Consider the following 13,691-nt stretch of genomic DNA (forward strand, 5'->3'; position numbering starts at 1 on the left):
TCCTAGTTTTCAAGTTATTTTTTAAAAACTTAAATGAACTGTAGTCATTTCATGTTTTTTGTGTGATTTTTAATGAAAATACGAATAAATATTTATTTTTATTCGTGTATAGTTCGTATATAATGATTTTAAGGTATTGAGGAGGAGAGACTGAATGTATAAATCCAAAAAGATTTTATTATTGGGCTCCGGTGAATTGGGGAAAGAAGTCATACTTGAAGCACAGCGCCTTGGTGTGGAGACCGTTGCTGTAGACCGCTATGAACTAGCCCCTGCCATGCAAGTCGCCCATCGCAGTTATGTGATCGATATGCTTGACGCGGAACAACTAAGGGGAATTGTAGAAAAAGAACAACCCGATTTGATTGTACCGGAAATCGAAGCCATTGCTACATCTGAATTAGTCAAATTGGAAGAGGAAGGCTTTCATGTCATTCCGACGGCAAGAGCAGCTAAATTGACTATGGATCGTGAAGGAATCAGGAGGTTGGCTTCTGAAACCCTGGAGATTCCGACGGCAGCCTACAAATTCGCTGATACTTATGAAGAATTTGCCCAAGCTGCCAAAGAAGTTGGATTTCCGAATGTCGTAAAACCGGTGATGAGTTCTTCAGGGAAAGGTCAAAGCGTGTGCCGAACGGAAGGTGACATGGAAGAGTGCTGGAAAATCGCGATGGAAGGCGGCCGGGTTCAAAATGGACGGGTGATCATTGAAGAATTTATCCGTTTTGATTCGGAAATCACGCTGCTTACTGTCCGGGCCGTAAACGGTACCATGTTTTGTGCTCCCATCGGCCACATTCAGCAGGGCGGGGATTATATTGAATCCTGGCAGCCGCATAATATGACAGAAGCGCAAATAGTGGAAGCGAAAAGAATTGCCCATGCCATTACAGATGAACTTGGAGGGTACGGATTATTCGGTGTTGAGCTTTTCCTCTCTGGGGATAAAGTCTATTTCAGTGAAGTTTCCCCACGTCCGCATGATACGGGGCTAGTGACACTAGTGACTCAGAATTTGTCGGAGTTTGCCCTGCATGTTCGAGCGATCCTAGGATTTCCCATCCCGGAAATCACGCTGGTCAACCCAGGTGCCAGCCGCCCATTAAAAGCGCAAGATGAGTTATCGGAATATTCTATAGTCGGTGTTGAACAAGCCTTGGCTATACCAAATACACAAGTCCGTCTTTTCGGAAAACCGGTTACAAAGGCCGGGAGAAGGGTCGCTGTAGCCCTGTCATCTGCCGATTCAATCGAGGTAGCGAGAGTAAATGCGGCCCGTGCTTTGGAATGTTTAGTTGTAGAAAAATAATAGTGAAAAAAGCGCTCTTTGAATGGAGCGCTTCAGTCAGTCGGCGGTAAGGGAGCGGTTTTCTGAAAATGACTGGAACATTTCAAAGAAATAAACTGAAGGCAAACTCGCTTTCTGCGAGTTTGTCTACAGTCTGAAGCATCCTGAATGGATGCTTTATTTTCTTTTTTCTCCATTAATTTTTTTAGCACTTTCAAATCCCTAACAAATCACCCCGAATTGAAGAAGTTGAATGAAAAGAACTTTGTTCAAGATCACTTAACCACGTTGGTGTTAACCAATTTTTTTTCACTCCTCTAAACCATAAAAAATGGTCCCACTACTGATGATTTTCCTGAATCACCAACAACCTCATAAAAGTGCATACAATCCCGTGACATGTCTGCCTTTACCTTGTCTTAACAATAATCCTACTGCATTTTTACATAGCCTTGACATTGTATTCATCTTCTTCACCTATAGTTTAATTAGATATTAATTATAGGGAGGTCATTCATTTGATACATAATTGGAGTAAAAAGGTTTTGCCCATCACACTCGCTTCTGCATTAGCATTTGGAAGTTTATCATGGTCCGCAGCGGATCGTGTTTCGGCAAAGGATAAGCAAAAAAAAGAACCGGAAATCAAGAACGTGATTTTCCTTATCGGTGACGGCATGGGTGTTTCCTATACTTCCGCTTACCGGTATTTAAAAGATAATCCTGGTACGAAGGTGGCAGAAAAGACTGAGTTTGATAAATATTTGGTTGGCCAGCAGATGACCTATCCTGAAGACGCTGCACAAAATATAACGGATTCAGCCTCAGCAGCAACGGCAATGTCTTCCGGAGTGAAGACCTATAACGCAGCAATTGCAGTGGATAATGATAAATCTGAAGTCAAAACCGTATTGGAAGCAGCAAAGGAAAAAGGAAAAGCGACGGGATTGGTTGCCACTTCTGAAATCACTCATGCTACACCAGCATCTTTTGGAGCCCATGATGAAAATCGGAAAAACATGAATTCAATCGCAGACGATTATTATAATGACTTAATCAAGGGCAAACATAAAATTGACGTCCTATTGGGCGGTGGGAAGTCCAATTTTGTCCGGCCTGATGTCAATTTGGCGAAAGCCTTCGAAAAAGACGGGTACAGTTATGTGACTGATAAAAATCAAATGCTTAAGGACAAAAATGAACAGGTCCTTGGTTTATTCGCTTCTGAAGGACTCCCGAAAATGATTGACCGCCCAAGTGAAACGCCTTCTTTGTCAGACATGACAAGTTCGGCAATCCAGCGCTTGAATAAAGACAAAGATGGATTCTTCCTTATGGTCGAGGGAAGCCAGGTCGATTGGGCCGGACATGATAATGATATCGTAGGTGCAATGAGTGAAATGGAAGACTTTGAAAAAGCATACAAAGCGGCCATCGAATTTGCGAAGAAAGACAAACATACATTAGTGGTGGCCACTGCCGATCACTCTACAGGAGGATTCTCGATCGGGGCTAAAGGAATATATAATTGGTATGGTGAACCGATCAAGGCAGCCAAACGCACCCCTGACTTCATGGCGGATGCCATCGTCAAAGGGGCAGATGTTGAAAAGACTTTAAAGCAATATATTAATCAAAATGAACTGAAACTAACTAACGATGAAATCAAAACGGTAACAGAAGCCGCCAAATCAAAAAATGTGACGAACGTCGATAATGCCATCGAAGCCATATTCGACAATCGGACCAACACTGCATGGACTACAGGGGGACATACAGGTGAAGATGTTCCGGTCTACGCATATGGACCATATAAAGAACGTTTTGCAGGACAGGTCGATAACACGGATCAAGCCAAAATCATCTTTGATCTATTAAAGAAGTAAAATACTTCAGGGAGGGATTCAATGAACAGACTGATGATTGGTGCCCTGATATTAACGACATTTGGTGCTCTTAATACACAACCAGCTTACAAAGAAGAAACGACAGCTAAAGAAAAAACAGAGGAAGTTGCACGGCCACTGGTGAAAAAGGATGTCTATGTTCCGAATCCACAGCTTCCTGATGATTTAAAATTGAACCAAATCGGCCAAAACGTTTCCGATGCTAAGGGCGACTTAACTTTGAAAGCCTATAAAAAAGTAAATGAAGCGTTGAATGTTGGTCCGATTGAGGTTGAAGTCAAAGACATGAAAGTGATGCATGCCACTCCGGATTACAGCATGATTGATTTTTTTCATGGCTATACTCATGATGAAGATTTCGATATCGTAAAAGTGAACGTGGAAATCAAAAACAATTCGGATAAAAAAATCAAGTTTTCCCCAGTCGCATTTCTTGAAACGGACAGCGGGGAACATCTGACGTGGGAAGATGACATCTACTTAGAAGAACTTACTGGTGAAATAGAAGGAAATGGTTCGAAAAATGGAAACATTGGTTTCATTCTAAGTGATGGAAACATAGAAGGCATATCCTTCATGACAAGTGATGCGGTAGATGAAGAAGGGGAAGTCCTTGCAAAAGGCAAGTCAGCTGAATTCGCTTTTTAAAGAATATGTATAAATGCCTTGGAAAAATAAAATACTAGAACAAGTGATGGCGATTACTATCACTGAACGGAATATCCAAATCCTAATGATGAGGTGACACAGAATGAGCTATAAAGATCAATTAGATCCACATTCTCAAAAGTTTCACCATAATTGGACAAGACCTAAGCGTTCAAAATCTCAAGTTAATGGCCATACGCAAGAATCGCAAACAAACATTATACTAAGAAGCAATGCAAAGGCTCACAGGTGGTAAGGATATTTCCGACAAAGAAGGAGGCTCTCAGCGAGTCTTCTTCTTTATATTTAATGCTGAATCTACATCGAATCTAAACCATTAAAGGGATACATGGCTTTTCATTCATAATTATGATACCATTTACCTTTAAGTGTGCCTGGCGTGAAATTTATCCATTACCGGAGTTTTGATTCCGATAGAAAGTTTCACCTTATACAAATAGAGGACGTGAATTGTAATGATAAAAATTGAAATCCCTGCAGCGGATATAAGCATCAAACAAAGAAAACAAGTTATAGAAGGAGACGAAGCTGTCATTCCTGAAATTTACGGGTTTATCGATTTTCATTTGATTCCCCGTGATAAAGGCGGCATCATCTTGTTTTACAATGAAAATGATGAGCTGATTTTTGTCGGAAAAGCTCGTAAATTAAGACAAAGGGTCAAGAAGCATTTCGAGGATAATGTTTCTCCGATTAAAGAGCATCGTAATGAAGTCAAGAAAATTGACATTCTTATAGTCGAAGACGCTATGGAACGTGATATCTATGAAACGTACATGATCAATAAACTTCATGCTAAATACAACGTCGACAAAGTGTTCTATAAATAAGGAAAAAAAGCTGGCTGCGCATGCAATCAGCTTTTTTTTGTGGGCAAACAAAGTTTACAACTTATGTACAAATATAAGTTCCGTACATTTACAGTCGCTTAATGTTAGGTTAACAGTGTTGGTTTATATTTAAAGTAATCCAATACATTTTCAGGAGGTTGCTATTGAAGAAAATACTTTGTAAAAAGGTGTTAGTTATCTCGATCGGGACAGTGATTGCCTTTGGGAATTTAACATGGTCCGTGTCACAAGCTTCTAAACTGGCTAAACAGAGAGAGATTGAAACTTTTGAACAAGAGACAGTAAAATCTTCAGAGTGGGAAATGGCGGAATAAGCATATGAACCAAAAAGTTTGTTGCTCGATTTGCAACAAAGTAATACGTTAAAGGTTCTTCTTAAAAAAGGAAAAATGAATTGGATAATGAAACGTTGCTGATGATCAGCTGTTATATGGAAGTACAATAAATTATAAAGCCGCACTGGAGGTTCATTACACATGTTGTTAGGTGTGATTGGGCTTCTATTTATTTTTATAAACTTACTTTAATTCAATTCGTTAATAATAAAATAACTTATACAGTCAAGGCCGGCGAAAACGATGGAGCGTATTTTTGGAATTTCTGCACAGATGAATTTTTTACGTGAGTGCCCATGCTGCTGTATTTGGAGCAATGGCGATAAACTCGTTCAGGAAATATTCGAGAGGTAATTTTGAAAAAAACTTGCAAATAGTAATGATTACGTTTTATTATAAAGGGGTAGTACTAAACGAAAAAATAATTCTATCGAATAAATCGTAATGATTTTGATTTGCGGGTGGGTAAAAAGCAGAAATGTTTAAGGAGTGTTTGTGAATGAGAAATAAGAAAATCCCTGTTACAGTTTTGAGTGGATACCTTGGCGCGGGAAAAACGACACTGCTGAATCATATCCTTGAAAATCGGGAGAATCTGAAGGTTGCCGTCATCGTCAATGATATGAGTGAGGTCAATATTGATGCTTCCCTTGTCAAACAGGGAGGGTTTACCCGGACAGATGAAAAGTTGGTGGAAATGCAGAACGGTTGCATATGCTGTACGCTTCGTGAGGATTTAATGATTGAAGTGGAAAAGCTGTCCACACAAGGTAATATCGACTATATCGTGATTGAATCGACCGGTATCAGTGAGCCCGTTCCGGTCGCCCAAACCTTCACGTATGTTGATGAAAACGTGGGAATTGATTTATCACAATTTTGTCGGCTCGATACGATGGTCACCGTTGTTGATGCGAAGAACTTTTGGCAGGATTACGCTTCAGGAGAAACTCTTATTGATCGAATGCAGGCAAAGGATGAGGCCGATCAGAGGGAAGTGGTTGATCTATTGATTGATCAAATTGAGTTCGCCAATGTAATACTTCTAAATAAAGTGGATTTAATGAAGCCCGAAGATATAGGGGAGTTAAATGGGGTCCTTCAAAAAATAAACCCGGATGCGCGGATTATAGAAACGGATCATTCCCAGGTGCCATTAAAAGAAGTCATCAACACCCATCTGTTTGATTTTGAAAAGGCAAGCCAAGGGGCGGGTTGGATCAAGGAATTAAATGAAGAGCATATTCCAGAAACCGAAGAATATGGGATTGCCTCCTTCGTTTACAGAAGGAAAAAACCATTTCATCCATCGCGGCTGATGACGTGGTTGGAAAATTGGCCGGTGGAAGTTGTGCGGGCAAAAGGCTTCCTTTGGTTGGCATCAAGAAATGATACAGCGGGCCTGCTATCACAGGCTGGACCGTCATTAATGATCGAGGGAGCAGGTAAATGGATTGCTGCTTATCCTAAAGATGAACAACAGCAGATACTGCAGGATGAACCTGAATTATTGGAACGCTGGGATGATCTTTACGGAGACCGGATGACGGAACTAGTGTTGATTGGCATTCAAATGAATCAACAGGAAATCGAAAATGAATTAGATCAATGCTTATTGACGGAAATAGAGCTGCAGCAGGATTGGTCTCTGTATGAAGATCCATTACCTGCATTTACGGAAATAGTTCATTAATAAACCTTAGGAGGAACAAACATGAGAGTAAACATTACTTTAGCATGCACAGAATCAGGGGACCGAAATTATATCTCAACGAAGAACAAGCGGAATAACCCGGATCGAATCGAATTGAAAAAGTACTGCCCGCGTTTAAAGAAACACACGCTTCACCGAGAAACGAAGTAATTCCGAGGTTTAAATCGTAATGATTATGTTTTATTGAAGAGAATGGATGTAAAAGGGGGGGAGTTCATGTTGGAATGGATCATTATTGGCGGAGGCATTCAAGGTACGACGATGGCCACATTTTTACTAAAGTCAGGAAAAACGACAGTGGACCAGCTGGCGATTGTAGATAGAAATGAAGAACCATTGGCGAGATGGAAGCATTGTACGGAAGTGATTTCAATGCCATATTTACGTTCACCATCCGTACACCATCTGGATGTGAATCCATTCAGCCTGCAGAAATATGTGGAAAGAGCAGACTGGAACAATAACTTTTATGGCCAATATAAGCGGCCATCCCTACAATCCTTCAATGAACACTGTGCTCAAGTTGCAGATGATTTATCTATTAAGCAGGCATGGGTGCAAGGGAAAGTCACGTCTGTCTGTAAAACGGGACAGGGCTGGGAAGTACAATTGCAAAACAAGCGACGACTTGCAGGGAAAAAACTCGTGATTTCAATTGGTATTGGTGAACAGCATTATTGGCCGGATTGGGCACTGCAATTAAAACAAGAGCATGAGGGCTCCATTTTTCACATATTCGATGAAAATATTCCGGAGCTGACACAATTACATGGACCCATCACGATCATTGGGGGAGGCATATCTTCTGTCCATCTGGCTTTAAAGCTGAGTAAGATCTATCCCAATGAAGTAACGGTACTAAAGCGGCATCCGTTTAGAATTCATAATTTCGATAGTGATCCTGGTTGGTTGGGGCCGAAAAGACAGCGTCCTTTCCGTGCTATAACAAGCTATCAAAAAAGACGCGAAGCCATTATCCATGCCCGTTATAAGGGATCCATTCCACCTGACTTACATAAAGTGCTGATGAATCAGGTTAAACAGGGATTATTGCGTGTCATGGATGTTGAAGTGATAAGCGCTGTGTGGAGGGACGGGCATACTAGCCTCAGGGATAAAAACGAAAAGGTTATCCAACAAACAGGGACGATCCTTTTAGCAACCGGCTTTAAGTCTTCAATGCCAGGGAAGGATTGGCTAACGCCAGTCATCCAGTCGCATGATTTACGCCTTGCTGAATGTGGTTATCCGATTGTATCGCAGTCGTTGCAGTGGGGACCTGGTTTATATGTCACGGGTGCATTGGCTGAACTTGAAATGGGACCGATATCCAGGAATATATCTGGAGCAAGACAGGCAGCGGAACGAATAGTGAACAGTTTATAGAATTTATAGGCTGTTTTCACATACTTTGTTGCTATTTACCAGGTAGTGAGTTGTGGTTGATTTCCCCTCAAGATGCTCGCTTTCCTTGGTGCGGGCGGTGAGCCTCCTCGGCGTAAACGCCTGTGGGGTCTCACCTGTCCCGCTGCTCCCGCAGGAGTCTCGCACTTCCGCTCCAATCAACCTTAAATAGTTTCGTTTTAAAAACAACAATCTTTACGAAAAGAGCCAATTTATAAAATCATTATGTTTAAAAAGGAGAGATTAAAATGGCTAAAAAATCCAAGGTGGTAAAAGCACAAAAACAGTTGGCAATGGTCGAAAAGTATGCAGAACTTAGAACGCAATTGAAGGAGAAGGGGGATCATGCTGCATTGGCCAAACTCCCGCGTGATTCTTCGCCGACAAGGGTTCACAATCGTTGCGGAGTAACAGGAAGGCCCCGTGGATATATGCGCAAATTCAACATGTCACGTATCGTTTTTAGGGAACTTGCTCATAAAGGGCAACTGCCAGGTGTCAAAAAGGCAAGCTGGTGAAGCGGGGAGAAAAGCAAGGTTGATTCAGGGGGAAGGTTCCTTGAATCAACTTTTTATTTTGAAAAGGAAAGCTTTAAGCAGTAAGAGTATATAATATTAAATCGGTTAATAAGACAATTTGAGAAGCAGGATGTATGATTTTTTGTTAGTTACAAAGAGGAATCGTTCATGAGAATAAGAGCCCTTAATAAACCAAGGGCCGCTTCATGTCTAACCTAGCTTAAAGGAAGTGTATGGCGTAATTTTATTTTACTAACTTTAATGCTTGTTCAGAAATTAAGGCACGAAAAGGGGGCGTGAGAGAACCAGATCGGTTTAGGTAAGGTAAGATAACGTAAAGAAAGCAGAAGTTTTATCAACTCTGCCTTTTTATTAATCAACTTTTACCTTTGGAAAAATTCAATCCACTCTTTTTCTGGTCCATATATGTAGAAATAGCGATAACCATTTGGAAGGGTGACGATTTCTTCATCAATCAGCTCGATGTTATCTAAACTTTTAATCCGGTCATATTCCTCTTCGATATCATCCACTGTAATTGCAAAATGGTGGATCGTTGCTTCGGATGGCAGTGTGTCGCTATAACCTTGAATTAATTCAATTTCTGTTTCGTCTGAATCATTGTATCCAAGGAATGCTAGTTGGATTACACCATTAGTATGTAGCACCCGCGATTTCACTTTTAAATCTAATACATCCTGATAAAAGGTTATGGATTCTTCAAGATCTCTTACAACAACTCCGATATGATCGACTCTTTTTATAGCCAAGGAACTTCCTCCTAATTTTGTTTAGTACAATATGAAAGTATTAGTATATATAACATTATTCGTAATAAAATTACAATTTCGGGGTAGTGTTTTTCTGATTATTAAAAAATTATGGATGAAGGAAGAATTGGCTGGTTAATCGTGGAAAATGATTGATAAAGAAATAGACAATACTTAATGAAGAAAAGTATTGTCTATACATGTATAGTGGAGAACTCTTTCTACTTCATTGAATTTGCATCTCATTTACATAATCCATGAAATCCCTTGCTTCTTGAAATTCAGCTTGAAGATTGGCAGGTAAGTCATCGACATTAACTGAGCCGTTTTCACTCCCACTTTGCACGGAAATTTTTTCATATGTCATAAGAGCTTCAATATACGTTTCGTATTCCCCAGCCGTTAACAACTCTTCACTGGATACTAGTCCGTTTAATTTATCGAAATATGGCTGTATTTCCATAAAAGCTGTTTTTAATTCAGCGATTTTTCTTGAAGGAAGTTGGTCGTAATCAATATTGCCGTTTGCATCTCCATAGTCTAGCTTAGACTCAGTTACTACATGTAGTAATTCTTTGAAATCAGCATACTCTTCTTTTCCCAATTCACCTTTAGCTTGGGACAGTTTTGCGTCGAAAAGGAGGTATCCCTCCATGGTAGCATTAGCCAAATGCTTTTTTACCTGCTCGAATGATCCGTATAAATCATCAGCCAGGAAGGATTGATAGGCGAAAGCACTGGTTGGGAGTAACAGTGAAGCAATCAGCACGCTTGTTATTAAATATTTTTTTCTTTTTCCTCGATTAGTTGTTATTGTACTCATTACTTTCACTTTTAGTTCTGGTGAAGGATTTAGGCTCTTACTTTCTTCATATAACGCTTCCCTTAATTGATTATGAAGATTGTTCATTATACATTCCTCACTTTCTCTAAAAATAATTGACTTTCTTTTCCTTTCGCATTCAGCTTTCTTAAAGAAGCGTGAATCCTGGATTTAACGGTTCCAATCGGGATTTCTAAAATTCTGGCTACCTCTTCTTGTGAATAATCATTTAAGTAGCGAAGAATTACGACTTGTTTTAGCTTGTAAGGTAACTGGTTTACTAAATCTACGAGTTGTTGATTAGAAATTTTATCAACAATGTCATGAGAAAAATCTGGAACATTGATTCGTACTGCTACTTCTGCTTCTGCCTTTTTAGAAATCCTTAGGCGCATCCATCTTTTCCGTCGATAGGTTTGAAGCTGCCGTATGACAATCCCCATTAACCATGGTTTGAAAGGTCTTTCGCAATCATATTTAGGAAGAGACTTATAGACCTCTATGTAGATGTCCTGAATCACATCGTCAATATCCGCTTTTTCGTCTATAAGAAAGTGAACGTATAGACACTTTGAATAGTTTTTTCATATAGCTCGTCGTATGCCTGTTTCTCTCCCTTTAAGAAAAGTTTGATGCTGGAAATTAAATCATTTTGGTCACTCATCCTATAACCGCCTTTCGTCTATACTATATATTGGTAAGGTATTAATATTTCGTTCGCTTTTTAGGGGTATTTTCCCATTTTAATGGATTGTTTTCTTGAAAAGAAAAGAATTTATTTTTTTTCCAGGGCAAAAATTTGTTTCTATATGGAATAGTCGATATACTATGGAAACAACTCCATTATTTAATGGATATGGGAGGAGAGGTAATATGGGTAATATTCGTGAAGGTGAGGTTTTCACCCTTACTGATGACAATGATGAAGGCCATGAAGTTGAGGTTTTAGGATCATTGGATGTAGAAGGAACGGAATATGTAGCAGTAGGCTTGCTTGAAGATATTGAAGAAGATACAGAGGAAGATATCGATATTTTCTTTTTCAGGGTCGAAGGCGAAGGTGAGCTGCTCGATATCGAATCGGATGAAGAGTTCGAAAAGGTATCATTGGCGTTTGAAGCGGCATTTGAAGAGAAAGAATGATGGGGCAAGAGTAAAAGGCGGCACAATATGTGCCGCCTTTTTATATGTAAAAAGAAAGTATTGGCCCCGCCTTCGCCAAATACCATGATAGCCACGCGTGCTACCCAGCCTTACTTAAGTATAATGTTTTAATATTGATGGGACGTGTATCTTATATGAAGGTTTTGTGAAAAAACGGAGTATTTTTCCATATCAGGGGCATAGGATAAAAAAGTGGAGGTGATAGGATGGCTGTTGTAAAGAACACTGCAGCCGATCGTGCCTTATTGGCAAGATTGCTTAGAGCTGAAGGCGAGGGTGAAGGTGATCAAGGCATGTTGATGATCGGGAATGTAGGGATCAATCGGATTAGATCTAATTGTTCCGATTTCAAAGGGTTGAGGACGATTCCAGACATGATTTATCAGGAACATGCCTTTGAAGCTGTGCAGAAGGGTTATTTTTATCAACGAGCAAGGGAAAGGGAAATAAGGCTTGCACGTCGCAGTATAAATGGTGAAAGGCTATGGCCCTCGAAATTTAGTCTATGGTACTTCAGGCCACAGGGAGATTGTCCGGCAACCTGGTATAATCAGCCCCTCGTTGGGCGTTTCAAGCTTCATTGCTTTTATGAACCTACAGGTGCAGAATGTGAAAATATTTATAGTACATTTTAAGGAAGAGGCTGAACCTTATGGGGGTTTGGCCTCTTTGTGCATCAATCTTTATCATATGATAAAACTGGCAAATGATTTACTGATACTGTAAAATTGAGACTGTAAATTTCCGGATAAGAAAGGAATAAAAAAATTTGATGAGTAAAAGGCTTATTAATTATGGACAAGGGCAAATGGGAGAACAGTCGGTGGATGATACACTTAAGTCATTCATGGAGAACAACCCGGACGCCATATCCATTGTTGATCTGGAAGGAAAGACCCTTCAAGTAAATGCCGCTTTTGAAGAGTTTTTCGGTTGGAAGAATGATGAACTCATTGGCATGCCATATCCAATTATTCCTGAATTCTTGAAGGAATCAGCCAAGGAATTGCATGACCAAATTAGGGCAGGGGTAAAAAAGAAAGGCTTTGAGACGGTCAGGCAAAGGAAGGATGGCCGGTTAATCAATGTGAGCATCTCCCTGTTTAATATCCGGGATAATGAATATGAGCCGTCCGCACTGGTCTTCGTTTATCGGGATATCACGAACCAAAAGCTTGCTGAAGCTGCCTTGAAGGAAAGTGAGCAAAGATATCGCAGTTTAGTGGAGGTGTCACCTGAAGCGATTTTTGTACATCGTGATGGGATAATAGAGTATATGAATCCCATGGGGGCAAAAATGCTGGGGATGGATAGTGTGGAAGATATTATCGGTAAGTCGGTCTTTCAGTTCGTTCACCTGGATTCCCGGGAAAGTGTACAAAAAAGAATCGAGATAATGAGGGACGATTATCAGGCGGTTGGTTTACTGGAACAAAAGTTCATTCGACTTGACGGACAAGTATTTTATGGAGAAACACTCGGTCTTCCGATTATTTATAAAGGTCATCCAGCCATACAGGTATTCTGCAGGGATATTACGGAGCGTAAAAAAACCGAAGAGCTGCTTTGTAAATCCAATATGTTATCGGCCGTTGGACAAATGGCTGCGGGTATCGCACATGAAATAAGAAATCCATTAACTACGGTCAAAGGATTTTTACAATTATTAAGCGAATACCCTGAGCAAAAGGACTATCTTGAAATGACGGTCAGCGAAGTTGAGAAAATTGAAATGCTGGCCAATGAATTTTTAAGTTTAGCAGAGCCTGAAGCGAAGGTTTGTGAATCGATTCAGCTTAACGATATTTTGGATAGTGTGATTACATTAGCCGAGTTTCAAGCGATATTGTATGATGTTGAAATCATCAAGGAATATAATACGGGTTTGGGATCGGTCATTGGCGAACCGAATCAGTTAAAACAGGTTTTCACGAATGTCGTCAATAATGCGATTGAAGCCATGCCGAAAGGCGGCAAACTTCATATACAGTTAAACTATGAGGGAGTCTACGCGATGATCCGATTCATTGATCAAGGCTGTGGAATCTCAAAAGAGCGCATGAAGCATTTGGGGCAGCCTTTTTATAGCACAACGGAAAAAGGAACAGGGTTGGGGCTCATGGTCAGTACTAAAATCATTCATGGGCATAATGGGGAAATTCATTTCAGTAGCGAAGTGGGAAAAGGGACGATTGTAGAAATCATTCTCCCCCTCAATGAGAGCTCACAATGAAAAGTGACGAGA

General features: G+C 40.2%; 15 protein-coding genes and 1 pseudogene. 13 read left to right on the plus strand and 3 right to left on the minus strand.

The features are described from left to right. Positions 1–154: 154 nt before the first annotated feature. From purT to rpsN, 10 genes are all read left to right on the plus strand, one after another. Positions 155–1,312 (plus strand): phosphoribosylglycinamide formyltransferase 2, encoded by a 1,158-nt coding sequence (gene purT / locus SB775_RS16565; protein ID WP_410862301.1) that lies wholly within the window; start codon positions 155–157, stop codon positions 1,310–1,312. Positions 1,313–1,812: 500 nt separating this feature from the next. Then, positions 1,813–3,177 (plus strand): alkaline phosphatase, encoded by a 1,365-nt coding sequence (locus SB775_RS16570; protein WP_061466275.1) that lies wholly within the window; start codon positions 1,813–1,815, stop codon positions 3,175–3,177. A 21-nt stretch (positions 3,178–3,198) separates the two neighbouring features. After that, positions 3,199–3,846, plus strand: a complete 648-nt coding sequence (locus SB775_RS16575; RefSeq protein WP_284469374.1) for a DUF4352 domain-containing protein — start codon at positions 3,199–3,201, stop codon at positions 3,844–3,846. A 103-nt stretch (positions 3,847–3,949) separates the two neighbouring features. Beyond that, positions 3,950–4,102 carry a YpzG family protein gene (locus SB775_RS16580; protein ID WP_072272311.1) on the plus strand — a complete coding sequence of 51 codons (153 nt, stop codon included), beginning with the start codon at positions 3,950–3,952 and terminating at the stop codon, positions 4,100–4,102. A gap of 214 nt (positions 4,103–4,316) precedes the next feature. Next, positions 4,317–4,697: a nucleotide excision repair endonuclease gene (locus tag SB775_RS16585; RefSeq protein WP_176431821.1), complete on the plus strand. Its 381-nt coding sequence runs from the start codon at positions 4,317–4,319 to the stop codon at positions 4,695–4,697. Positions 4,698–4,861: 164 nt separating this feature from the next. Beyond that, entirely contained in the window at positions 4,862–5,032 is a 171-nt protein-coding gene (locus SB775_RS16590) for a hypothetical protein (RefSeq protein WP_176431796.1), read from the plus strand. Positions 5,033–5,552: 520 nt separating this feature from the next. Next, positions 5,553–6,746, plus strand: coding sequence for a GTP-binding protein (locus SB775_RS16595; RefSeq protein WP_410862303.1), 1,194 nt, complete (start codon positions 5,553–5,555; stop codon positions 6,744–6,746). Between the two features lie 21 nt (positions 6,747–6,767). Next, positions 6,768–6,917 (plus strand): 50S ribosomal protein L33, encoded by a 150-nt coding sequence (rpmG, locus tag SB775_RS16600; RefSeq protein ID WP_061465383.1) that lies wholly within the window; start codon positions 6,768–6,770, stop codon positions 6,915–6,917. Positions 6,918–6,983: 66 nt separating this feature from the next. Next, positions 6,984–8,153 carry an NAD(P)-binding domain-containing protein gene (locus SB775_RS16605; RefSeq protein ID WP_410862305.1) on the plus strand — a complete coding sequence of 390 codons (1,170 nt, stop codon included), beginning with the start codon at positions 6,984–6,986 and terminating at the stop codon, positions 8,151–8,153. A 266-nt stretch (positions 8,154–8,419) separates the two neighbouring features. Further along, positions 8,420–8,689: a 30S ribosomal protein S14 gene (gene rpsN, locus SB775_RS16610; RefSeq protein ID WP_061465381.1), complete on the plus strand. Its 270-nt coding sequence runs from the start codon at positions 8,420–8,422 to the stop codon at positions 8,687–8,689. Positions 8,690–9,072: 383 nt separating this feature from the next. Here the strand turns inward: rpsN and SB775_RS16615 are convergent, their stop codons facing one another. From SB775_RS16615 to SB775_RS16625, 3 genes and pseudogenes are all read right to left on the minus strand, one after another. Next, on the minus strand, positions 9,073–9,459 hold the full coding sequence (locus SB775_RS16615; protein WP_061465380.1) for a VOC family protein: 387 nt from the start codon (positions 9,457–9,459) through the stop codon (positions 9,073–9,075). 226 nt (positions 9,460–9,685) lie between these two features. Further along, a complete protein-coding gene (locus SB775_RS16620) occupies positions 9,686–10,369 on the minus strand; it encodes a DUF3600 domain-containing protein (protein ID WP_410862307.1) in 684 nt (227 codons plus the stop codon). After that, positions 10,369–10,946, minus strand: a pseudogene (locus SB775_RS16625) (sigma-70 family RNA polymerase sigma factor). Before SB775_RS16625 ends, SB775_RS16620 begins: the two are co-directional and overlap by 1 nt. Positions 10,947–11,155: 209 nt before the next feature. On the opposite strand from SB775_RS16625, the gene SB775_RS16630 reads away from it, so the two are divergent. The 3 genes from SB775_RS16630 (at position 11,156) to SB775_RS16640 (ending at position 13,679) form a co-directional block, all read left to right on the plus strand. Continuing rightward, on the plus strand, positions 11,156–11,425 hold the full coding sequence (locus SB775_RS16630) for a DUF1292 domain-containing protein (protein ID WP_089361813.1): 270 nt from the start codon (positions 11,156–11,158) through the stop codon (positions 11,423–11,425). A gap of 227 nt (positions 11,426–11,652) precedes the next feature. Beyond that, entirely contained in the window at positions 11,653–12,081 is a 429-nt protein-coding gene (locus tag SB775_RS16635) for a cell wall hydrolase (protein ID WP_061465376.1), read from the plus strand. A 137-nt stretch (positions 12,082–12,218) separates the two neighbouring features. Beyond that, positions 12,219–13,679, plus strand: coding sequence for a PAS domain-containing sensor histidine kinase (locus SB775_RS16640; RefSeq protein ID WP_089361809.1), 1,461 nt, complete (start codon positions 12,219–12,221; stop codon positions 13,677–13,679). Positions 13,680–13,691 lie beyond the last annotated feature (12 nt).

Source organism: Peribacillus sp. SIMBA_075 (assembly GCF_046534585.1).

Coding starts and splice junctions, on each gene's coding strand:
- purT (WP_410862301.1), top strand. CDS start 155: ATGTATAAATCCAAAAAGATTTTATTATTGGGCTCCGGTGAATTGGGG.
- SB775_RS16575 (WP_284469374.1), top strand. CDS start 3,199: ATGAACAGACTGATGATTGGTGCCCTGATATTAACGACATTTGGTGCT.
- SB775_RS16580 (WP_072272311.1), top strand. CDS start 3,950: ATGAGCTATAAAGATCAATTAGATCCACATTCTCAAAAGTTTCACCAT.
- SB775_RS16595 (WP_410862303.1), top strand. CDS start 5,553: ATGAGAAATAAGAAAATCCCTGTTACAGTTTTGAGTGGATACCTTGGC.
- rpmG (WP_061465383.1), top strand. CDS start 6,768: ATGAGAGTAAACATTACTTTAGCATGCACAGAATCAGGGGACCGAAAT.
- SB775_RS16605 (WP_410862305.1), top strand. CDS start 6,984: ATGTTGGAATGGATCATTATTGGCGGAGGCATTCAAGGTACGACGATG.
- rpsN (WP_061465381.1), top strand. CDS start 8,420: ATGGCTAAAAAATCCAAGGTGGTAAAAGCACAAAAACAGTTGGCAATG.
- SB775_RS16620 (WP_410862307.1), bottom strand. CDS start 10,369: ATGAACAATCTTCATAATCAATTAAGGGAAGCGTTATATGAAGAAAGT.
- SB775_RS16630 (WP_089361813.1), top strand. CDS start 11,156: ATGGGTAATATTCGTGAAGGTGAGGTTTTCACCCTTACTGATGACAAT.
- SB775_RS16635 (WP_061465376.1), top strand. CDS start 11,653: ATGGCTGTTGTAAAGAACACTGCAGCCGATCGTGCCTTATTGGCAAGA.
- SB775_RS16640 (WP_089361809.1), top strand. CDS start 12,219: ATGAGTAAAAGGCTTATTAATTATGGACAAGGGCAAATGGGAGAACAG.